This window comes from Enterococcus sp. 5B3_DIV0040 (assembly GCF_002140755.1).
GTDB classification, from domain to species: Bacteria; Bacillota; Bacilli; order Lactobacillales; family Enterococcaceae; genus Enterococcus_D; species Enterococcus_D casseliflavus.
In genome coordinates, this window is record NZ_NGLC01000001.1 from 1,706,587 (window position 1) to 1,727,447 (window position 20,861).

The 20,861-nt window shown below is 42.4% G+C and carries 24 protein-coding genes; 1 reads left to right on the top strand and 23 read right to left on the bottom strand.

What is annotated here, in order from left to right:
* Window positions 1-13: 13 nt before the first annotated feature.
* From nusA to A5883_RS08090, 8 genes are all read right to left on the bottom strand, one after another.
* Complete coding sequence (nusA, locus tag A5883_RS08050) at window positions 14-1,228, bottom strand: transcription termination factor NusA (protein WP_016610167.1); 1,215 nt, start codon at window positions 1,226-1,228, stop codon at window positions 14-16.
* A gap of 21 nt (window positions 1,229-1,249) precedes the next feature.
* Window positions 1,250-1,723 carry a ribosome maturation factor RimP gene (gene rimP, locus A5883_RS08055; protein WP_005225920.1) on the bottom strand — a complete coding sequence of 158 codons (474 nt, stop codon included), beginning with the start codon at window positions 1,721-1,723 and terminating at the stop codon, window positions 1,250-1,252.
* Between the two features lie 207 nt (window positions 1,724-1,930).
* Window positions 1,931-2,284: a DUF2752 domain-containing protein gene (locus A5883_RS08060; RefSeq protein WP_034857982.1), complete on the bottom strand. Its 354-nt coding sequence runs from the start codon at window positions 2,282-2,284 to the stop codon at window positions 1,931-1,933.
* Window positions 2,269-2,703: a DUF4234 domain-containing protein gene (locus A5883_RS08065; RefSeq protein WP_034857985.1), complete on the bottom strand. Its 435-nt coding sequence runs from the start codon at window positions 2,701-2,703 to the stop codon at window positions 2,269-2,271. Before A5883_RS08065 ends, A5883_RS08060 begins: the two co-directional genes overlap by 16 nt.
* Before the next feature lie 152 nt (window positions 2,704-2,855).
* On the bottom strand, window positions 2,856-4,796 hold the full coding sequence (gene thrS / locus A5883_RS08070; RefSeq protein ID WP_086338290.1) for a threonine--tRNA ligase: 1,941 nt from the start codon (window positions 4,794-4,796) through the stop codon (window positions 2,856-2,858).
* Between the two features lie 311 nt (window positions 4,797-5,107).
* Entirely contained in the window at window positions 5,108-5,284 is a 177-nt protein-coding gene (locus A5883_RS08080) for a 2-hydroxymuconate tautomerase (protein ID WP_005225916.1), read from the bottom strand.
* Between the two features lie 88 nt (window positions 5,285-5,372).
* The gene (locus tag A5883_RS08085; protein ID WP_016610174.1) at window positions 5,373-5,870 is read right to left on the bottom strand and encodes an ASCH domain-containing protein; all 498 of its coding nucleotides are present in this window, start codon (window positions 5,868-5,870) and stop codon (window positions 5,373-5,375) included.
* The gene (locus tag A5883_RS08090; RefSeq protein WP_086338291.1) at window positions 5,840-6,712 is read right to left on the bottom strand and encodes an aminoglycoside 6-adenylyltransferase; all 873 of its coding nucleotides are present in this window, start codon (window positions 6,710-6,712) and stop codon (window positions 5,840-5,842) included. Before A5883_RS08090 ends, A5883_RS08085 begins: the two co-directional genes overlap by 31 nt.
* Before the next feature lie 139 nt (window positions 6,713-6,851).
* On the opposite strand from A5883_RS08090, the gene helD reads away from it, so the two are divergent.
* The gene (gene helD / locus A5883_RS08095) at window positions 6,852-9,131 is read left to right on the top strand and encodes an RNA polymerase recycling motor HelD (protein WP_086338292.1); all 2,280 of its coding nucleotides are present in this window, start codon (window positions 6,852-6,854) and stop codon (window positions 9,129-9,131) included.
* A 57-nt stretch (window positions 9,132-9,188) separates the two neighbouring features.
* Here helD and A5883_RS08100 read toward each other — a convergent pair whose 3' ends face one another.
* The 15 genes from A5883_RS08100 to accD all read right to left on the bottom strand — a co-directional run bounded on the left by A5883_RS08100 (window position 9,189) and on the right by accD (window position 20,852).
* A complete protein-coding gene (locus tag A5883_RS08100) occupies window positions 9,189-9,848 on the bottom strand; it encodes a hypothetical protein (RefSeq protein ID WP_034857991.1) in 660 nt (219 codons plus the stop codon).
* Window positions 9,849-10,063: 215 nt separating this feature from the next.
* Entirely contained in the window at window positions 10,064-10,786 is a 723-nt protein-coding gene (locus A5883_RS08105) for a YebC/PmpR family DNA-binding transcriptional regulator (RefSeq protein WP_005225911.1), read from the bottom strand.
* Between the two features lie 79 nt (window positions 10,787-10,865).
* The gene (locus A5883_RS08110) at window positions 10,866-12,032 is read right to left on the bottom strand and encodes a nucleotidyltransferase (RefSeq protein WP_086338293.1); all 1,167 of its coding nucleotides are present in this window, start codon (window positions 12,030-12,032) and stop codon (window positions 10,866-10,868) included.
* 27 nt (window positions 12,033-12,059) lie between these two features.
* Window positions 12,060-12,788 (bottom strand): class I SAM-dependent DNA methyltransferase, encoded by a 729-nt coding sequence (locus A5883_RS08115; protein WP_016610179.1) that lies wholly within the window; start codon window positions 12,786-12,788, stop codon window positions 12,060-12,062.
* The gene (gene rsfS / locus A5883_RS08120) at window positions 12,788-13,129 is read right to left on the bottom strand and encodes a ribosome silencing factor (RefSeq protein WP_034695537.1); all 342 of its coding nucleotides are present in this window, start codon (window positions 13,127-13,129) and stop codon (window positions 12,788-12,790) included. Before rsfS ends, A5883_RS08115 begins: the two co-directional genes overlap by 1 nt.
* An 11-nt stretch (window positions 13,130-13,140) precedes the next feature.
* Window positions 13,141-13,740, bottom strand: coding sequence for a bis(5'-nucleosyl)-tetraphosphatase (symmetrical) YqeK (gene yqeK, locus A5883_RS08125; protein ID WP_005225907.1), 600 nt, complete (start codon window positions 13,738-13,740; stop codon window positions 13,141-13,143).
* Window positions 13,730-14,371, bottom strand: coding sequence for a nicotinate-nucleotide adenylyltransferase (locus A5883_RS08130; RefSeq protein ID WP_005225906.1), 642 nt, complete (start codon window positions 14,369-14,371; stop codon window positions 13,730-13,732). Before A5883_RS08130 ends, yqeK begins: the two co-directional genes overlap by 11 nt.
* 12 nt (window positions 14,372-14,383) lie before the next feature.
* The gene (yhbY, locus tag A5883_RS08135) at window positions 14,384-14,695 is read right to left on the bottom strand and encodes a ribosome assembly RNA-binding protein YhbY (RefSeq protein ID WP_005225905.1); all 312 of its coding nucleotides are present in this window, start codon (window positions 14,693-14,695) and stop codon (window positions 14,384-14,386) included.
* A 15-nt stretch (window positions 14,696-14,710) separates the two neighbouring features.
* The gene (gene yqeH, locus A5883_RS08140) at window positions 14,711-15,829 is read right to left on the bottom strand and encodes a ribosome biogenesis GTPase YqeH (RefSeq protein WP_086338294.1); all 1,119 of its coding nucleotides are present in this window, start codon (window positions 15,827-15,829) and stop codon (window positions 14,711-14,713) included.
* Between the two features lies 1 nt (window position 15,830).
* Window positions 15,831-16,355 (bottom strand): YqeG family HAD IIIA-type phosphatase, encoded by a 525-nt coding sequence (locus tag A5883_RS08145; protein ID WP_005225903.1) that lies wholly within the window; start codon window positions 16,353-16,355, stop codon window positions 15,831-15,833.
* A 359-nt stretch (window positions 16,356-16,714) separates the two neighbouring features.
* Entirely contained in the window at window positions 16,715-17,440 is a 726-nt protein-coding gene (locus A5883_RS08155) for an amino acid ABC transporter ATP-binding protein (RefSeq protein ID WP_005225901.1), read from the bottom strand.
* 16 nt (window positions 17,441-17,456) lie between these two features.
* Window positions 17,457-18,146, bottom strand: a complete 690-nt coding sequence (locus A5883_RS08160) for an amino acid ABC transporter permease (RefSeq protein ID WP_005225900.1) — start codon at window positions 18,144-18,146, stop codon at window positions 17,457-17,459.
* Window positions 18,147-18,168: 22 nt separating this feature from the next.
* Entirely contained in the window at window positions 18,169-19,014 is an 846-nt protein-coding gene (locus tag A5883_RS08165) for a transporter substrate-binding domain-containing protein (RefSeq protein WP_005225899.1), read from the bottom strand.
* A 190-nt stretch (window positions 19,015-19,204) separates the two neighbouring features.
* Window positions 19,205-19,990, bottom strand: a complete 786-nt coding sequence (locus A5883_RS08170) for an acetyl-CoA carboxylase carboxyl transferase subunit alpha (RefSeq protein ID WP_015509573.1) — start codon at window positions 19,988-19,990, stop codon at window positions 19,205-19,207.
* Window positions 19,983-20,852, bottom strand: a complete 870-nt coding sequence (gene accD / locus A5883_RS08175; protein WP_005225897.1) for an acetyl-CoA carboxylase, carboxyltransferase subunit beta — start codon at window positions 20,850-20,852, stop codon at window positions 19,983-19,985. The genes A5883_RS08170 and accD overlap by 8 nt, the downstream gene beginning before the upstream one ends.
* Between the last annotated feature and the right edge of the window lie 9 nt (window positions 20,853-20,861).

The following is a 20,861-nucleotide window of genomic DNA, read 5'->3' on the forward strand; positions in this document are numbered from 1 at the left end:
GATCTCACCTCAACTATTTTTCGTCAAACTCAACATTTTCGTAATCATCTGCAGTCATGTCTGATGAAAGGATTGCTTCATCGAGCGTTTCTGTAGATTCCGTTGCTTCTGTGCTGATTTCTTCAGCAGCTTCTGAAGCAGTTGCATCATACTCATCGATATAGTCGCCTTCATCCAGCTTCGCATAAAACTCTTCCATGTCTGTTTCTGATTTGATATCGATTTTGAAGCCAGTCAATTTGGCTGCTAGACGAGCATTTTGTCCGCGTTTACCGATCGCCAATGATAATTGGTAATCAGGAACGACAACAGTACATGCTTTCGGATTATCAACGTCGAAAATAACGTCGCTGACTTCTGCTGGATTCAACGCATTGGCGATAAAGATCGCTGGATCTTCATTCCATTCCACGATGTCCATGTTTTCGCCTTTTAGTTCATTGACGATCGCTTGAACCCGTTGACCTTTAGGGCCGACACAAGTGCCGACTGGATCGACGTTGGCATCAAAGGAACGAACAGCGACTTTGGCACGATCCCCTGCTTCACGAGCAATACTTACGATCTCTACAGTACCATCATATACTTCTGGCACTTCTTGTTCAAATAATCGGCGTAGCAAATCTGGATGGCTACGGCTAACGAATACTTGAGGGCCTTTCGAAGTATTTTCAACACGAGAAACGAATACTTTGATCCGATCATGGGGTTGATAAAACTCATTTGGCATTTGGTCTTGTTTTGAAAGCACGGCTTCAATTTTGCCTAAGTTTACATAGATATAACGATTATCTTGGCGTTCAACAATTCCTTGCAGAATGTCTTTTTCGTACGCACTAAATTCGTTATAGATAATGTTTCTTTCTGCTTCACGGACCCGTTGCAAAATGACTTGTTTTGCCGTTTGCGCCGCAATACGACCAAAGTCTTTAGGCGTTACTTCAAAACGGATTTTGTCGCCGATTTCATAAGCGGGATTGATTGTCATCGCTTCTTTTAATGAAACCTCTAGTTGCGAGTCCATGACTTCTTCTGTCACTTCTTTGACTGCATAGACGTGGATGTTGCCTTTTTTCTGATCAAATTCAACTTCCACATTTTGTGCTTGCCCGTAATGACGTTTGTAGGCTGAAACCAATGCCGCTTCCAAGGCATCGATGACAATCTCTTTTGAAATGCCTTTCTCTGCTTCTAATGCATCCAATGCATTCAACATTTCTTTACTCATGATTCTTTCATTCCTCCGTGTTTAAAATTGAATGGCTAAACGAGCTTTGGCAATATTTTTCCGGTCGATCGTTCGTTCTTTTTCTCTGGTTTTGATTCGGGTCTTAATAACTAGCTGATTTTCGTCGAATGACTGTAAAAAGCCTTCGAACTGTTTTTCTCCATCAATCGGTTGATATAAAGAAACATGAATGTACTCGCCGACTGCCCGTTGATAATCTGCTTCTTTCTTCAATGGACGCTCGGCGCCAGGGGAAGAAACTTCCAAGAAATAGGCCTGTGGAATAGGATCAGGTTCGCATTGGTCTAATTGTTCACTAAGTTGTTCACTGACAAAGGCACATTCCTCGATATCGATTCCGCCTTCTTTATCGATGAACACACGAAGAAACCAATTTTTCCCTTCCTTCACGAATTCTACTTCAACTAATTCAAATTTTTGCGCATCCAGAATAGGGGTCACTATATCTGTAACAGTTTCCACTACCGTACTCACAACATCGCCTCCTTTATTTCTCAACGAAACGAACTTCATTCCATTAAAAAGAGTGAGCGAAAAAACCGCTCACTCACTCTAAGTATCATTACATTGTAAATATAACACAATTTTCATAAAGATTCAACTACTGTCGCATGTTCCCTTCGCTTTCAGAAAAAAACAAAGCATTTTCTTAAAGATTTTTAATGCTTGGGTGAAGGGCTGTTAGTGAATCACTTGTCCAATCCGGCGTAGTAGTTGTGGGAAAATGCTCTCTGGATCAAAGTCCATTGGCGCGTCATGTGGGAAATGAAGCCAGAGCCGACCACCATAAACCACTAATACCAAAAGTGTCAAGGTCAGCCACAGGTTGTGACTGTGGTAAAGTTTGCTGATTTTCGGATTATTTTTGAACAAAACGATTCCGAATACGATCGGCACCAACCAAAACAAGGGATGAAAATGCAGCGCACCTTCAAGATCACCCTGAAATAAGTGCAAGTAGGCGCGCGTCATGCCACAACCTGGACAAGGAAACCCCGTTAACCATTTAAACGGACAAATCAATAATCGACCCAATCATCTGAATCAGACGAATCGTTTGATGTAGCAGATGACATCATGGCATTTTGATCAGCAGCTTCCCACATTTGATTCATATCACCTTGTAAAATCGCCATGTTGATGAAATCAAAAGCAAAAAGGCTCAAGACGACAAAAAGGATTTTGTTGTCACTCAGACGAGGCATATTCGCTCGTTGTTGTGCACTCATAAAGATATCCGCAATTCGATACCACCAATAAATTTGGTACAATCCGCAAGTAAGGATCGTGAGTAAAATCGACGTTTCTGGCGAAAGACGATTATCCCCGCTGTACTCTGCTAGCTCTTTGGTTGTTTGGTACATCCAAAAGAATGTATAAATGCCACAAGTAATAAATGTTAATAAAATGACCGATACAACCGATTTCTTTCTAACTCCGTAATTATAATTCATCACAAACTCCTTTTCTTTTTTTTCATTTTTGCCACTTATCAATTATACTACAATCTAATCATCATAACAAAACCTATTTATTTATTTTTATGAATTTAGACAAAAAAGCACCGTCTTAAAGAAGGTGCTTTTTCGCTTCATCCATCATAAAACTATTTTCGACTATAGTTTTTTACTTCTGCAGCCATTGCATCAACAAACAGATTCAATTCTTCGACTTGGGTCTCTTTGCTGCCGTAGCGACGGATATTGACTGTCGCGTCATTGACTTCTTGATCCCCAACAACGATTTGGTAAGGAATTTTTTGGGTTTGTGATGCGCGGATCTTATACCCCATTTTTTCGTTGCGGTCATCCACTTCTACCCGCAGTCCTTGTGCCTGCAAGCGTTCTTTGATTTCGTAAGCATAGTCACTGTGAGCTTCGACTGAAACTGGAATGATCGATGCTTGGATCGGCGCCAACCAAGTTGGGAATGCGCCTTTATAGGCTTCCGTTAGATAAGCCACAAAGCGTTCCATCGTTGAAACGATGCCGCGGTGGATCACCACTGGACGGTGGTTGTTTTCACCATCTTCACCAACATACGTTAGGTCAAACCGTTCAGGCAACAAGAAATCTAATTGGATCGTTGACAAGGTTTCCTCCATGCCTAAAGCTGTTTTCACTTGGACATCTAGTTTTGGTCCATAGAAAGCTGCTTCGCCTTCTGCTTCAAAATAATCCAATTCTAATTCATCCATAGCGGCTTTTAGCATCGTTTGCGCATTTTCCCACATTGCATCGTCATCAAAATATTTGTCTTTGTTTTGTGGATCACGATAACTTAGACGGAAACGATAATCGGTGATATTAAAGTCTTCATAAACACCGATCATTAAATCAAGTGTCCGTTTGAATTCTTCTTTGATTTGATCCGGACGGACGAATGTATGCCCATCGTTTAAAGTCATTTCCCGAACCCGTTGCAATCCAGATAATGCCCCTGATTTTTCATAGCGGTGCATCATGCCTAATTCAGCGATCCGAATCGGTAGCTCACGATACGAATGAATGTCATTTTTATAAACCATCATATGATGCGGACAGTTCATTGGTCGCAATACTAACATTTCCCCATCCCCCATATCCATTGGCGGGAACATGTCTTCATGGTAATGATCCCAGTGCCCTGAGGTTTTGTATAGATCCACGTTTGCCATGATTGGTGTATACACATGTTGGTACCCTAAGCTGATTTCTTTGTCCACGATATACCGTTCGATCGTACGACGGATCGTAGCTCCTTTTGGCAGCCAGAAAGGCAAACCAGCGCCGACTTCAGGTGATAACATAAACAATTCTAATTCTTTTCCTAATTTGCGATGATCGCGTTCTTTTGCTTCTTCCCGTAAACGGATAAATTCCTTCAAGTCTTTTTTATCGAAAAAGGCTGTTCCATATACCCGTTGCATCATCTGGTTGTCAGAGCTTCCACGCCAGTAAGCACCTGCCACTGATAATAATTTGTACACTTGGATACGACCAGTTGATGGGACGTGAGGACCGCGGCAAAGATCGACAAATTCACCTTGCTGATAGGCAGTAATCGTTTCATCAGCTGGTAATTCAGTGATCAACTCTACTTTGTATGGATCTTCGGCAAAAAGGGTCAACGCTTCTTCTTTTGTTAACACGCGGCGTTCGATTGGCAGATTTTCTTTGATGATCTTCATCATCTCTGCTTCGATTGCTGGTAGATCTTCTGCAGTTACTGGGTTTTCCCCATTGTCTGTGTCATAGTAAAAACCAGAATCAATTGCAGGTCCTACCCCAAAATGGATCGATGGATAGAGTCTGCACATGGCTTGAGCCATTAAATGAGCTGTCGAATGACGAAGTAAGCCTAAGGCGTCTTCATGATCGGGTGTCACGATCTCAATCGTTGCATCTTCTTCGATCGGACGTGAAAGATCGATCAGTTGTCCATTGACTTTTCCAGCTAAGGCTTTCTTTGCAAGACTTTTCGAGATACTTTCAGCAATCTCTTTGGTTGTTACCCCAACAGCAAATTCTTTTTTTGCGCCATCAGGAAATGTAATAAATAATGACATATGAATGTCCTCCTTTGATGATTTCAATCAATAAAAAAAGTCCTAGTATCGGTTACGATACTAGGACGATCACTCGTGGTTCCACCTATTCTTCAAAAACAGAAAAAGTCTGTTTTCCTCTTCATGAGATAACGGTTCAACCGCCTCCGTTTCAACAGAGGTCTTAAAAAAGTGGTCATCCTTTGGTTTTCTTCTAGGAAATTTTCAGCCAAGATTTCCCTCTCTTATCGAAGACTCTCAAATTCAGGTGTCTTTTTTATTGATCGATTATGGCTCAATTAAACCACTCTCTTGATAAAAAAGCAAGAGAATTATTTCCAATCGCCATTCACAGCATAGGTTCCTTGCTTCATTTCATTGATGATAACATGGATATGCTCTTTAGGGGCGCCTGTATTTTTATGGACCGCCTCAGTGATTTCTTTCATCATATTCGTCAGTTGCTCTTGCGAACGTCCTTCAACTAGTTCGACATGGATAAATGGCATACGACTTCCTCCTTTGTTTGCTTTTGATTATACACCTTTTTCAAAAAGACAAAAACTATTACCTTGGTTTCCAAAGAAAACCATGACTTTATTCTTCCTGATAAACGACACAAAACTTTTCGCAAACACACAGCATTTGATCGTGAAAAGACAACCCCGCTGAGGCATAAGCTTGTCGAAAAAAAGCTTCATGAACACGGCGCCAATAAGCCAAAGTGCGATCTCCTTCGCCTTCTAAAAAGGCAAAGTCTGCTGTCACCTCATCAAAAGGCACGATCGACACTGACTCTAAGTAAAGAACAGCTTTTGGTACATCCGACCCATTTAAAAGGACACTATAGGTTCCTGATTGCGGCAATGCTTCTTGCTCGATTTCATAGAGCGCAGCGGCAGATGTCGTTGCCGTCTTTTTGCCAGCTAAAACCAGTGCTGCCAGTTCATCGGCCATTTGTGGTGTATCGCCAAAGGACCAAGCATCTTCATAGGTCAAAGGAGATTGATTTCTTGGATTTTCTTTTAAAAACCGCTGCCAAAACGCCTGAATCTGACAGTCTTTTATTTTTGATTCTCTGGTTTCATCTGCCAATTTTTTTCACTCCAATACTTCGTATATGTTTGGACATTCTCAGCTTCTTGCCAATCATAGGCCAGCCCTAATTTCTCGCTGATGTTCTTTGCTTGCTTATCAAAACGTTTTTGCATCTTCAAGAGGGACTGACCGCAGGCAGTGATCGTGGAAAAATCAAGCAATGAGGTCAATTCCCGCCACTCCTTTTCCGTTAGAAACGACTGTAGGTATTTATGATTTTTCCCTGTACTCACCTGAAATTGCTGAGCTTTGGCAACGAACAAATCTTCAATCCATAACAATTCTTGCCAACAAATAGTGTATAAATGATCCGCAGCATAAATCAGCTGCTTTCGAAGCAGCCCTTTCACGACATACGTGCTTACCCACCAAAATTCGTTGCAGTGTTCCTGAAAAGCGGCTTGGGTCGGGCGCTTGATCCAGTAATGCGAATGATTTGCTTGATTAGCAAAACTTAGTATTTGGTCTGGATCAAGCAGCGGCTGCAAGCCTGGTTCGTTAGCCAGACGATCGACCAGTGCAAGAGGACATAGCATGAGATCGATTCTTACTCCGTCTAAAAAATGCATCAAGTACGTAAAACACCCGCCCAGACTCGGCGGATAGATGGTGCTAGCTTCCGGTGTTTGCTTGATCATGATCGGTCCAAAGGCTTCTAACCATGAAGGATCATCGACCAAGGGCTGAATATCATCCATTACGTAAACCACATCAAAGTCTTGTAAAAAATCTTTTGGCGCCTGTGGATCGGTCCGTGAACCAGATAAACCGATGGCACGTGCCCCAACACGTTGCCCCACAGACAGGATCAATTGGTGCAATTCTGCTTCTTCCCTCACCGTCTCCACCTCTTTTTCGTTTCGTTTTTGAACACCTAAGCTCTTTTTATAAATATTAGCATAGTTTCTTTTTTTCCACGACATTCGCAGGGAAAATATGCTATAATTTTATGTCGCAATTTTTTAAGGAGGATCCTTCGTGAACGAACGTCAAAAAGAACAACAACATGTTAATGAAACCATTGCTCTGATCCACAGAGAACAAGCGATCCTTTCGCAGCAAAAACAAGAGTTAGCCGCTAAAATGGATGATCAATTAAAAGAAATCGCCGATAAGAAAATTCGCGGGGGCGACAGTGAAGCCTTTTATGAATCAGTTATCGAGTACCAGCAGCATGAACAAGAATTGCTGATAAAATACCAAACCGCAGAATCACAAGAAAAACGCGTCAAAATCTTAACAACGATGGCGGGCAATCCGTATTTTGCTCGAATCGATTTCAAAGAAGAACAAGAAACCGAGACCCTCTATTTGGGGATCGCTTCATTGCGAGACAAAGATGAAGAAACGATCGTCATTGACTGGCGCGCACCGATCGCCAATCTTTATTATGAAGGAGAGCTTGGTGAAACCTTCTACGAAACAGACACTGATCGGTTTACGGTAGAATTGCTTTTGAAACGCCAATTTAAAATTCAAAATGGTGAAATCTTGTCGATGGTCGATACTTCGGAGATCATCAATGACGAATTTTTGTTGGAAATATTGGATGAAGCCTCTTCTTCTCAAATGCGTAACATCGTTTCGACGATCCAAAAAGCACAGAATCAAATCATTCGTGATACCACCAATAAATTCTTACTGATCGAAGGAATTGCTGGAAGTGGGAAAACCTCTGCTTTGTTGCAGCGGGTCGCCTTTTTACTTTATCGGAATCGCAAATGGTTGGACGAAAAACAAGTCTTGCTGTTTTCACCCAATCATTTGTTTTCTGACTATATTTCCATGGTCCTGCCTTCTTTAGGTGAAAGTGAAGTGCCCACAAGAACCTTCCACCACTTTATCCAATTGATTCTGACTGGCTATGAAGTGACGAAAGAAACCCAACAAGAAGAAACCTTTTTAAGTGGCGACGATGATGCCATTGAAAAAATCAAAAGTAGTCTTTTCTTGGTGGAAAAAATCAACCGTTATGTCCGTTCGATTGCACCGATCGGTCCCTTGTTCCGTGATCTAAAAATCCAAGGGCAAACCTATTTGACAAAAGAACAGATTCGCCGCTGGTATCAAGAAACCAATAACGAACTGCCGATTTACCAAAGAACCCAACTGCTTCAAACGAAATTATTAAAAAAAATCGGCGGCTTGGAAAAAGATGAAGCCAAAAAAGACTGGGTCAAAGAAGCGACCGAAGAACAATTGCAACAAGTATTTGCCAATGATCCTCATCAAGAATACAGCGAAGAAAACGAACGCCGTTTGCGGAAGAAACTTAGACAGCAGATCGTCCGCAAGAAGTTCCGTTCCTTGACGCGGGGAGTGAAAAACTTTCAGTTTATCAACCAAGCCAAGCAATACTTACACTTTTTACAATCGGTTGAGTCTGCTGCAGTCAAAGAAACTGGCATCGAGCCTGCGGCTTGGCAGCAAAGTATTGCCTATATTCGACAAGGCATGCGCCAAAGACAGATCAAACAAGAAGACGCCGTTTTGTTTTTCTTACTGATCAAACAGCTTTATCCTGTTCATGTCGAAGAAAAAGCTCGGTTTATCTTTATCGATGAAATGCAGGATTTTCCACCAGCACAAGTGGCTCTACTGCGTCAGCTTTATCCAAAGGCTGGCATCACCCTGTGCGGCGATTTGAATCAAAAAGTGTATGGCAATGAAACGATCGTCGGGGCATTAGCAGAATTATTCCCCCACGAAAGTGTGAAACGTTATCAATTGAAAACCAGCTATCGTTCGACTAAGGAAATCACAGATTTCGCCAATCAATTTTTAGTTGGTAGTGATCAAGTGGAATTGACGGCTCGTAAAGGGGCGGTACCAACAATTGTTAAAGGAACTGCAACTGAAAATCTGGCTTTCCTAGAAACCAGTATTCGTGACGCAGCTGAGAATCAGCGTTGGCGCACCGCGATCATTTGTAAAACCGCAAAGGATTGCCAGCAGTTATATGCCCAGCTGGCGGAAACAATGCAGGAACAAGTGCAGCTGATCACCTCTGAAGAAGACTTCATGAAACGCAATGTGATGATCTTCCCGGCCTTTTTAGCAAAAGGGCTAGAGTTTGACCAAGTATTTGTCTGGACACCAGGTGCCACTTTCGTGACTGAACAAGACCAATTGATTTTTTATACAATGGCGACACGGGCGATGCATCAGTTGACCGTCCTCACCCAAGAGGAATTGCCGCTGCTAGCAAAAGCTGATCCTACCACTTATCAGTTCCAAGAAGCATCAACGATCGGATAACAAAAAACATCACTTTCGGCGAGTTCCCAAAGGAAACAAGCCGATCGTGATGTTTTTTTAGCCTTTTAACTCGCCAATAAATAAACGGGTTTCTGGATAGCGCATCCCTACGATGGTTAAAATCATTTGCAGCTCAGAAACGTGTTCGGGATCTTCTGGAACGAATAATTTTGTATGTCGTCCAATACTGCCGTTATCGATCAAGCGATGGGTACGATTCCACTCACTAAATTCTTCAATCGTCGTAAAGCGACTAAGAGGAAAGCCAGCGCCATCTAGAATTTCTGTCAATCGAAAAAGTACATAGGAACTGTCGATGACAAATTCTTTTTTATGAGGCAAAGCACGCGTTCGTTTATAATCAATAATTGCTTTTTCTGGTCGGTGCTCTAAAAGCCAATCCAACAGCAAGAAGAACCCTTCCATTCGATACTCATCGATAAAGAGCCGTTCAGAGTATTCCGACATGCGAAAGACTAAAGGAATCAAGAATCGCTCTTTATATATTAATAAGGGTGCGCGATCAACGACGACATTTAAATAACGATTCAAATAAGAAGAGCCGCGATAATCACCTAGACGATACCCTTCCACCCCATACTTTTGATATTTCCGACAAAGAGCCGAGCAGTCAGAAATCGATACAGACACTTCTGCTAGCTTTTCAAAACCACTTAAGATTCGATTAAATGGCTCTAAAACGATTTTTTCTTCCATGTCTGCCCCCCTAACGATTTGTTTGCTTATGTAGTAAATCATAACACATAAAATGTATAGAAACCAACTGAAAAGATGATCAACACAGAAGAATTTTCATTAAATGAGCAACGCTACCGCTTCATTATTTCTCTTGCATAAGCGACAAAGCCTCTACATAAAAAAACATACTAAAAAAATGGCAGCCAGATTGTCTCTAGGCTGCCAAGTGACACTTATTCTTCCGCGTCTGCCACATTGTGATAGACGTTTTGTACGTCTTCAAGATCTTCTAACACATCGATCATTTTTTCGAATTTTTCTAGATCGTCACCCGTCAAGGTTACTTCATTTTGAGGAATCATTTGCATTTCTGCAATTGAGAATTCAGTGATTCCTTTTTCTTTCAAGGCTTCTTGAATGGCATGGAAGTCACTTGGTTCACCGTGAACGATGATTTGTCCATCTTCTTCAACAACATCACGAACATCGATCTCTTTGTCCATCAAGTATTCTAAGATTTCATCCGCATCGTCACCGGCAAAGCCAAAGAGTGCCGTGTTATCAAACATATAAGCAACGGCCCCTGAAACACCCATATTCCCGCCGTTTTTACCAAAAGCGGCCCGAACATCGGCTGCGGTACGGTTGACGTTATTTGTCAACGTATCGACGATCACCATTGATCCATTTGGTCCAAATCCTTCGTATCGAAGTTCTGAGTATTGTTCATCGCCAGAACCTTTGGCTTTTTCAATCGCACGGTCAATAATGTGTTTTGGCACATTGTAGGTTTTCGCACGTTCGATAACAAAGCGTAATTTTTGGTTCGCGTGAGGATCAGGATCACCCGATTTTGCTGCTGCGTAGATTTCGATTCCAAATTTTGCATAAACTCGGCTATTGTTTGCATCTTTAGCAGTTTTTTTCGCTACGATATTTGCCCATTTACGACCCATGATTTCACTTCGCTTTCTTGTTTTTAAAAATCCTTATTCATTATACTTGTCAAATGGCGTTCTGTGAAGTAATTTTCACTTATTTATCAATAAAAAGCGGAATTCTTCGAAAATTTTGTTCTGTGATTTGAGGATTCCCTTGCTGATAGATCTGGTCGATCCGCAATGACAAGCCATAGCGCTGTGCTTCTTGCTTACCAAATTTAGCGATCAGCGGCAGGGTCAGCTCTTTTTTGATCTCTTTTAAATAGTGCTGCCCTTGCTTCGTATACCCTAAGACTCGAATAAAGGAATGTTCTTGAGCTTCCTTCATTTCAGCTTTTGTCACTTGGAACAATACATAACAAGCAAGACGCTGCAGCCGCGTTTGGGTATAACGTTTCGTCTTTAACAACTTGATAAAATCTGCAAAAGAATCCGCCGCCGTCACATATTGTTTTAGTCGATATTCTAATCCTTCTTCCATCTGGTAAATAGCAGCTAATTTTTCGATTGGGGCAGAGATGATCTGGTATTGAAGATACGGCCAAAAGGCTTCCCAATCGACTGTTGCTTGTGAAAGAAAGGTTTGTGTTGCTTCAGGAACAAAATCCGCAACAGCTGCACCTTGTTTGATTGCTTGGCGAATGGCTGTTGCACTGGCGATCGTGGGATGATCGAATTGTTCTGAATGATAAGACGCCGCAACGCGTTGGATGGGGACCAAGCGCATTGGTTTTTCATAATGCAGCACTTCCCGTGCATACGCCATACCCAACAGATGATTGGGCTGGTCTTTTTCTGCATGGTACTCAGGATATAGCTCACTGAGGACCGCACTCATTTTTTGACTATAGGTAGCATTTTGCCTAGCTAAGCGTTGAAATGCGTCATCGATCATTAGTTGATTTTCTTTTTCAAAGTGAGCAAACTTGGCATAGTCGAAGGGGTGTTTCGTATCTGTGCCAAAGCATAACAACTCACATTGCAGATCCTGCAGAATCCTAATCGCTCCCGATGCAAAAAAATCAGCAGAGTGGACGGCCCAAGCGGGGGGCAATTCGACGATCAAGTCTACCCCATGTTGTAGTGCTGCTTGAGCTCGCTGCCATTTATCGATGATTGATGGTTCGCCACGCTGTAAAAAATTTCCACTCATCACCGCAACGACGACATCAGCATTCGTTACTTGCCGTGCTTTTTCCACATGGTATTGGTGTCCATGGTGAAAAGGATTGTATTCTACGACTAGTCCGCAAGCCTTCATCGACATCCCTCCTGTTTTACATAACGGTTACTTATGGCAGACAAAAAACCAGCGACGGCTTTTTTCATTTGGCTTCGTATCGATAAAATCAGCATAGCATTCAACATTAGCAAAACCAGCATTTTCTAACATTCTTAAATAGCTTTCAAGAGGATAGGTTCTTTCTTGATGAAGCTCATCTAAGCGTTCAAACAACCCATTCTCTTGTGCAACAAAAAAGGTCAAGAAGTGTTCAATGCTATGGTCTTTTTCGCCTTGATAGCTTTCCCAAAGAAAGGCAAATTCATCGGTTTGGTAATGATAGCTATAATCAGGAAAGACTTCATCGATTTGATATAAGGAATGCACATCAAATAAAAAGACGCCATCTTCTTCTAAACAACTGTAAACACCATCAAACACTTGCTGCACACTCTGCTCGTCTTCCATGTAGCAAAGGGAGTCAGAATAGCAGGTAATTGCTTGATAGGTGCCAACATCTACGAGATCCAGCATGTCACCCGCAACAAATTGCACAGCCGCCTCTTCTTTTTCAGCCCGTTGACTAGCGATCATCAGCATCTCTTCTGAAAGATCTAACCCAGTCACGTCAAAACCAGCCTTGGCAAACTCAACGGCTAACGCACCAGTTCCACAAGCCAATTCTAACAGCTGTTTTCTTTTTCCTAAATGACGACAAGAAAAATCCAGCCACTTTTTATAGAGACTGGAATCCATTACTTCGTCATAGACAAATGCGAAGGTTTCGTAAGCCATTACGCCACGACCCATTCATTAAGATCCACAAGCGGCGCATCAGACCATAATTTTTCTAGGTTGTAAAAAGCACGTTCTGAGGCACTGAATACGTGAACGATCACGTCACCTAAGTCGATCAAGACCCATTTTCCACCATCTTTTCCTTCGACACGACGAACAGATACTTGATTTTCTTCTTCTTTATCGATGACTTCATCAATGATCGCATTGATTTGACGTTCGCTATTTCCTGAACAGATCACAAAGTAATCTGCTAGCAAAGAGATTTCCCGCACATCTAATGCCATAATATCTTCGGCATGTTTTGAATCGGCGGCTTTTACAGCAATTTCTAATATTTTCTGACTATCTATGGTAATTCCCTCCTATATTTGGCTACCCAAAAATTGTAGGTTTCGATCGTTTTTGGGTAAATAACTGCTTCTGTTTCGATCAAATGAAGCAAGGTATGTTTCGTTTCGTAAGCAACAGCGGCATCTAAGTCAATCATTGCGATCTCTCTGGCTTCAACGACTCCAGGAAACGTACGTCCGGGTTCGATATAATCTGCCACATAGATGATTTTATCTAACAGGCTCATCTTAGCAGCTCCGGTGGTGTGCAAACGGATCGCTTGTAAGATTTCTTCGTCATCGATTTCTAATTCTCGTTGAACGAAATCAGCACCGACAAGTCCATGCCAGATGGCATTGTTCCAGTTCAAGAGATCCAAGTCGAATCCGTCTCTACGAATGACTAATTGAAATTCTTCATCGCTGCGTTCTTTCGCATAATCATGCGTCAAGGCGGCGATGCTGGCTTTGACCGGTGAAGCACCATATTTTTCCGCAAGGGCAACGGCCGTTTTTTCGACACCTAACACATGCTCAAAGCGCTTTTGACTCATCTGCATTTGGACCTTTTGCATCAAAAGTTCCCGTTCTGCTTGTGTGTAGTGTTCACTCTTCATCCAAGTACAACCCCTTTTCTTGAATATAGTGTAACACATTATCTGGCAATAAGTAGCGAACCGAACAACCTTGTTGCACTTTTTTACGAATTGTTGTTGAGCTGACATCCATTAGCGGGATATCGATCCAAATAATCGGGTATGGGCTATCGATCGGCACTTCTGGACGACGAACCCCCACAAAAGTCACCAATTCCATCAGCTCATCGATTTGATGCCATTTTGGTAAATAGTTCACCATATCCCCGCCAATGATAAAATAATAATTGGTATCTGGATTCTTAGCTGTCAATTCCCGCATCGTATCAACCGTATAACTCTTACCTTTTCGTTCCAACTCAATGGTCTCTACAGCAAATCGCGGATTATCGGCGATCGCCAACTCCAACATCGCCAAGCGGTGCTCAGCTGGGATCGTCTTTTTCTCATCAACATGAGGCGGTAAATACTCAGGCATGAAATAAACTTTATCCAGCCCTAATGCTTGCCCTACTTGCTCACCCATAACCAGATGTGCGTAGTGTACTGGATTAAAATTCCCACCAAGAATGCCCACTTGCTTTTTCGGTACAAGTTCTTGTGTTTGTGTCTCTAAAACCGTTTGTACCTTTCCAAATGTTTGTCCTTGCATGCCTTCTCCCTCCTAAATTGAACGAACTTTGCTTGAAATCGTTTGGTATTTTTCTTTGCTTGACGGTTTGAATAAAACGATCACTCGTCCGATGATCTGTACCACTTCACAGCCGACTTTCTCACGGATCGTTTCAGCTGCTTCGTCAGCAACCTCATCGGTATTTTGGAGCAATGAGACTTTGATCAATTCTCGTTTTTCTAGCGCTTCTTCAATTTGCGCCATCATCGCGTCATTCAAGCCGCCTTTGCCGATTTGAAAAATCGGGTTTAAATGGTGCGCTTCACTTCGTAAAAATCTTTTTTGTTTTCCTCGTAAGTCCATATTCTTCCTTCTTCCTTATACTAATGCTTTACGTCTAAGCACATCGACACCCTTTGGCGCCCACCCAGCGATGACACACGGTTTGGTGATCGTGATCCAGCCAAGTCCAGCAAAAACGATATCGGTTTTTTCTTTGATTGAAAATTCGAAACGGACGAGTTCAGGAAAATCCGCCACTTCATCTGCTCGCGGCGGCTGCAGCAGCCCACCAACATGTTTCTCATAAAACTCATCGGCTTTCGTTAATTTGGTCCGATGGATCGCCACATCATTTGCTACATAAGCAATAAATGAACTGCGTTCTCCTTGAATGAAATCAAATCGGGCAAGTCCTCCTAAGAACAAGGTTTGTTCTGGATTCAACTGATACACCTTTGGTTTGATCTCTTTGGCTGGTGCCACGATTTTTAGATCTTTTTTACCTAAATAATGCGCCATTTGATGACGATGAATGATTCCTGGTGTGTCGATCAAGAAGTGTCCGTCATCCAATGGAATCTCGATTTTATCCAATGTGGTTCCTGGGAAACGCGAAGTCGTGATCAATTCGTTGATCCCCGCTGTTTGTTTGATGATTTGATTGATCAATGTTGATTTTCCAACATTCGTCACACCCACCACATAGACATCGCGTCCTTCACGATACGTTTCGATCGCTTGCAGTAAAGCTTCCGTTTCACCTGGCTTCTTGGCACTCGTCAATAATACATCCACTGGTCTTAAACCAGCTTCATGAGCACGTTCCTTCATCCATTGGGTCATCTTCGATTTTTTCAAAGATTTTGGCAAAATATCCACCTTGTTGCCCACTAATAAAACAGGATTATTGCCGACGAAGCGGTGCAGTCCTGGGATCAATGAACCATTAAAATCGAAAATATCAACGACATTAACGATCAAGGCTTCTTTTTCCCCGACTTCATTCAGTAGACGCAGAAAATCATCGTCGGTAAGGGAAACATCTTGGATCTCATTGTAATGGCGCAAACGGAAGCAGCGTTGACAATAGACTTCTCCTGATTCAAGTCCTTTTTCTAATGCGGATTGCGGGGTGTAGCCCAATTCATTGGGGTTCGTTGTCTGAATCACTGCCCCGCAGCCGATACAGTGAATTTCTTCGATTCCTTCTGTCATATTAAATTCCTCCACGCCATTTTAACTCTGGGTTGTGCTTCAATAAATAGTTCATGATTTTTCTTTCTGCGGCTCGATTAAATTGGGTTTTCCAAGAATCCGTTGGGATCACTGGTTTCACTAAAATACTGCGAACACCGGCACGATTGGCACCTCGTACATCCGTCATGATTTGATCGCCGATCATCACGACCTCTTCTTTTTTCAAGCCTAATTGCTGATAGCCTTGTTTGATCCCTCTTGAAAAAGGTTTTAATGCGCGGTGTACGTACTTTAAGCCAAAGGGCGCAACTGCCCGTGCCACTCGTTCACTATTGTTGTTGGAAACGACAACTACCGGTATCCCAGCATTTTTCATTTCCAGTAGCCAGTTTTTTAGTTCTTCGGTTCCGTCAGGATTGTTCCAAGCAATCAAGGTATTATCAAGATCGGTCAAAATCCCTTTGATCCCCTGTGCCTTTAGTTGGCTAGGGGTGATTTTATAAATCGCATCGACCATCCAAGTCGGTTTATAATTTGAAAACATAAAATCTCCTTTGCTGCATGATTTCTTCACGTATTAAAAATCGGCGACTAGTCATCGATCCAAATTGTCGATCCTTAAAAAGAAACAGTCCGATCTGCCTACAATCACGCAGATGGTTTCTATCAAGATCAGACCTCTTCAACCTGTAATTATACAATAGAATCTTTTTGAATACTAGCAAGTGCGCCAGTTTCTGCAGGTTTCTTGTAAAAGAACTGAAAAAGGAACCTGCCAAGACAACCGTTTGTCCTATCACTTCTTTAAAGTAGTCTTTTTTCCGTCAAAAAAGCATCCTTTTACTGAAAGGATGCTTAGGAAAGGTCCAAATTTATCACTAACAACTGCGAACTTCTCGCAGTTTACAATACTTTACTCAAAAAATCAATGGTTCGTGGATTTTTCGGATGATCAAAGATCTGTTCTGGCGTTCCTTCCTCCATAATGATTCCCTGATCCATAAATAAAATCCGATCCGCGACTTCTTTCGCAAAGCCCATTTCATGAGTGACGATGACCATCGTCATTCCTTGCTGAGCCAAACGCTGCATGACGGACAATACTTCGCCAACCATTTCAGGGTCTAACGCTGAAGTCGGTTCATCAAAGAGCATCACGTCTGGTTCCATCGCCAAGGCACGTGCGATAGCGATTCGTTGCATTTGTCCACCAGAAAGACTTTGAGGATAGGCTTTTGCTTTGTCTGGTAAGCCAACATCATTTAGTAGTTGTTTTGCCAACTGATCAGCCGCCGATTTTGCTACCTTCTTGACCTTCGTCGGGGACAAAGTAATGTTTTCTAAAACCGTCATATTCGGAAAAAGATTAAAATTTTGAAATACCATACCCATTTTTTCACGCATCTTATACAAATCATTCTTTGGATCGGTAATATCGGTTCCTTCAAAAAAGATTTTTCCGCTTGTCGGTACTTCTAATAGGTTCAAACAGCGTAAAAACGTGCTTTTTCCTGACCCAGATGGCCCAATCACCACAACGACTTCTCCTTGATCGATCGTCGTTGTGATCCCTTTTAGCACTTGATTGCTGCCAAAGGTTTTGTGTAAATCTTGAATATCTAACATCATAGCTTGTCTTCTCCTTTTAACGACGATAGCCTTTGCCTAGTTTCTTTTCCCATAAACTCAATAGTCGCGAAGTCGTAAACGTCAAGATGAAGTAAATGACCGCCGCCACATAGAAAGGCGTTAATGGTTGGAAAGAACTGGTGACAACGATCTGCGCACTGTTCATCAGCTCGTAGATGCCGATCGTTGAAAGCAAAGAGGAATCCTTAATCAAAACGATAAATTCATTGCCTAGTGGCGGCAAAATGTTGCGTAGTGCTTGTGGCAATACGACATAACGCATCGTTTGAAAAGGCCGCAACCCTAAAGAACCAGCCGCTTCTGTTTGACCGTAATCAACGGCATTGATTCCCCCTCGGACGATCTCAGCAACATATGCCCCAGAATTAAGCGAGAGCGCAATGATCCCAGGAAATAGCCGCCCAAAATCAAGACTCAACACGCCGATCGAGACCGTCGGCAAGGCAAACATTCCTTGCAAAAGACCAAAAGCGATCAATATCTGCACCAGCATCGGTGTGCCGCGGATGACTTCAATATACGCATTAGCAAACCAGCGCAAAGGCGTCACTTTTGATAATTTCATTAGGGCGAAAATCACCCCTAGAATCGTTCCAAAGATCACGGTGATGATAGAGATCACGATGGTGATCACCACACCAGAAAGAAAATAAGGGTAATATATCGCTAAAAAGGATAAATCCATAATTGTGTCTACTCCGTTCTATCTATTGCGCCGCATTTTCGTTGGCTAGATCTGTGTTCTTTTGTACATACTCATCGATTGTACCATCTTCAATCAATTCTTTCAAAATACTGTTTAGTTCTTCTTGTAATTCGGTACTCCCTTTAGGTAAAGCAATTGCATAAGAATCGCCTTCAGATGCTTCTAATGCTACATCAGTGATCACGAGGTCATCATTTTGTGCAACATACGATTCAGCAACCGCACTTTCAAGGACCAAACCGTCGATCGAGCCTTGTTTCAATTCATTGACTAGATTCGGAACTTTGGCGATGGAAACCAATTGCGAATCAGCTAATTGATCTTGAACGATCATTTCTTGGATCGAGCCTTTTTGAGCGCCTACTTTTTTGCCAGACAAGCTTTCGATTGAATCAAATGCCGATTCATTGTTTTTATTAACAACTAATTTTTGTTCTGGTGTAAAATAGTTATCGGTGAAATCAAAAGTCTGTTTACGTTCGTCAGTTGCTGAGATGCCTGAAACAGCGATATCGGCTTTCCCTTGTTGCAAAGCAGTCAAAACAGCATTGAAATCAAGGTCCAAAATATTCACTTCGACACCAAGACGATCAGCGATCTCATTGACCATATCGATATCTGCGCCCACGATCGTATCTTTGCCATCGATCAAGGCATGAAATTCAAACGGGGCAAAGTCAGCAGAAGTTGCCACATTTAACACACCAGCTGCTTTGATGGCTTCCAATTGATTATCCGCCGAACCGCTGGCACTAGAACTTCCAGTACTCGATGAGCCGCCATTCCCACAAGCTCCTAAAACCAAAATCCCCGTCAATACAACAAGTGCTCCAAATAATTTTTTCATTAAAAACGCTCCTCTTCAAAACAAATATTTATGCAATATAATCTTCTTATATTCAGAATGTATACATAATAGCACAGAATAATTAAATTTTAAACTAAAAACTTCGCCATTTGTACGATTTATTCAATAACACTTTTAATAAAAAAATACTAGGATACCCATCCTCTAATCAGAGTGGATATCCTAGTTTTTAAAATCGGCGAAAACGTTGATACCTTGCCTCAAGCAATTCATCTGTTTGCAAGGTAGAAAGTTCGGCAAGTTTCTTTGAAATTGCCGCTTTCATCTGTTCCATCAATTGCTCTTTCGGTAAAAAGGCCTCTTCATGGGTTTCAGCAATCACTTTTTCAATAACACCGAGTTCATATAATTCTTGAGCTGTGATCTTCATCAAGCCAGCAGCTTCTTTGGCACGGCTGCCATCTTTCCATAGGATCGAAGCAAAGCCTTCGGGAGATAAAATGGCATAGATCGAATGTTCCATCATCCAAACCTCATCGCCTAATGCCAGTGCTAAGGCACCGCCGCTGCCGCCTTCACCAATGATGATTGCCAAGATCGGTACCGTTAAATCGGACATTTCCATCAAGTTACGGGCAATCGCTTCGCCTTCTCCGCGCTCTTCCGCGCCAATACCGCAAAACGCCCCTGCTGTATTGATCAATGTGACCACAGGTCGCTGAAATTTTTCTGCTTGCTTCATTAAGCGTAACGCTTTGCGATAGCCTTCAGGATGTGGCGAGCCAAAGTTTCTGCGTAAATTTTCAGGCAGATTACGGCCTTTTTGAATACCGATCACGGTCACTGGCTTGCCATCTAAACAAGCAATGCCGCCAACAACGGCTTCATCTTCGCCAAACAGACGGTCTCCATGAAACTCTTCAAACTCAGAAAAAATGCCGTCAAAGTAATCCAGTGCCGTCAAACGGTCTTTGCTGCGAGCGAGTTCAACGATTTCGTGGGCTGCTCTAGTCATTACGATCCCATCCTTTCCGCGTATGCAAAGAAATCAAATGGTGGATTTTTTCCCGCAAATTCGTCCGCGGAACGATTTGATCGACAAAGCCATGATCTAACAGAAACTCTGCCTTTTGAAAGTCTTCAGGTAGTTCCTGACGAATGGTTTGTTCAATCACACGTCGTCCAGCAAAACCGATCAAGGCTTGCGGTTCTGCCAGGATGATATCCCCTTCCATCGCAAAACTAGCGGTGACGCCACCGGTTGTCGGGTCCGTTAAAACCGTTAGATAAAACAAGCCAGCTTTACTGTGGCGTTTTACCGCGGCAGAGATTTTTGCCATTTGCATCAGTGACAAAATTCCTTCTTGCATCCGCGCACCACCTGAAGCGGTAAAAAGAACAACTGGTAGCTGTTTTTCGATCGCACGTTCAAACAAACGGGTGATCTTCTCCCCCACGACCGTTCCCATACTGCCCATGATGAAATTCGCATCCATGATCCCGATCGCTAACGGCAATCCTTGAACTTTTGCTTCTCCTGTGAGGACAGCCTCATGCAACCCAGTTTTTTCTTGCATTTGTGCGACTTTATCCAAATATCCAGGAAAATCAAGAGGATCTTTTGTGGTTACATCTGTGTCCCATTCTTCAAAACTTTTCTCATCAATCGTGATAGCGATCCGTTCCCAGGCACTGATTCGGAAATTATACCCGCAGTGAGGACAGACTTTCTCTGCCCCCATCTCCTTCGTATAAAGCGTTCGTTTGCAACTAGGACATTTCGCCCAAAGATTATCTGGTACGACTGGTTCGTTCGTTGGCAGCTGACCTCGATTAGGATTGATGCGAATGTAGTTTTTCTTCTTAAATAAAGCCACTCATCTTCC

What these genes read in the sequence shown, in the direction of transcription:
- nusA (WP_016610167.1), bottom strand. Translation starts at nt 1,228, where the DNA reads ATGAGTAAAGAAATGTTGAATGCATTGGATGCATTAGAAGCAGAGAAA.
- A5883_RS08065 (WP_034857985.1), bottom strand. Translation starts at nt 2,703, where the DNA reads ATGAATTATAATTACGGAGTTAGAAAGAAATCGGTTGTATCGGTCATT.
- thrS (WP_086338290.1), bottom strand. Translation starts at nt 4,796, where the DNA reads ATGTCATTATTTATTACATTTCCTGATGGCGCAAAAAAAGAATTTGCT.
- A5883_RS08080 (WP_005225916.1), bottom strand. Translation starts at nt 5,284, where the DNA reads ATGCCATTTATCCATGTCGAACTAGTTGAAGGACGTTCGCAAGAGCAA.
- A5883_RS08100 (WP_034857991.1), bottom strand. Translation starts at nt 9,848, where the DNA reads ATGGAAGAAAAAATCGTTTTAGAGCCATTTAATCGAATCTTAAGTGGT.
- A5883_RS08105 (WP_005225911.1), bottom strand. Translation starts at nt 10,786, where the DNA reads ATGGGTCGTAAATGGGCAAATATCGTAGCGAAAAAAACTGCTAAAGAT.
- A5883_RS08110 (WP_086338293.1), bottom strand. Translation starts at nt 12,032, where the DNA reads ATGAAGGCTTGCGGACTAGTCGTAGAATACAATCCTTTTCACCATGGA.
- A5883_RS08115 (WP_016610179.1), bottom strand. Translation starts at nt 12,788, where the DNA reads ATGGCTTACGAAACCTTCGCATTTGTCTATGACGAAGTAATGGATTCC.
- yqeK (WP_005225907.1), bottom strand. Translation starts at nt 13,740, where the DNA reads ATGAAGAGTGAACACTACACACAAGCAGAACGGGAACTTTTGATGCAA.
- A5883_RS08130 (WP_005225906.1), bottom strand. Translation starts at nt 14,371, where the DNA reads ATGCAAGGACAAACATTTGGAAAGGTACAAACGGTTTTAGAGACACAA.
- yhbY (WP_005225905.1), bottom strand. Translation starts at nt 14,695, where the DNA reads ATGGACTTACGAGGAAAACAAAAAAGATTTTTACGAAGTGAAGCGCAC.
- yqeH (WP_086338294.1), bottom strand. Translation starts at nt 15,829, where the DNA reads ATGACAGAAGGAATCGAAGAAATTCACTGTATCGGCTGCGGGGCAGTG.
- A5883_RS08145 (WP_005225903.1), bottom strand. Translation starts at nt 16,355, where the DNA reads ATGTTTTCAAATTATAAACCGACTTGGATGGTCGATGCGATTTATAAA.
- A5883_RS08155 (WP_005225901.1), bottom strand. Translation starts at nt 17,440, where the DNA reads ATGATGTTAGATATTCAAGATTTACACAAAACCTTTGGCAGCAATCAA.
- A5883_RS08160 (WP_005225900.1), bottom strand. Translation starts at nt 18,146, where the DNA reads ATGGATTTATCCTTTTTAGCGATATATTACCCTTATTTTCTTTCTGGT.
- A5883_RS08165 (WP_005225899.1), bottom strand. Translation starts at nt 19,014, where the DNA reads ATGAAAAAATTATTTGGAGCACTTGTTGTATTGACGGGGATTTTGGTT.
- A5883_RS08170 (WP_015509573.1), bottom strand. Translation starts at nt 19,990, where the DNA reads ATGACTAGAGCAGCCCACGAAATCGTTGAACTCGCTCGCAGCAAAGAC.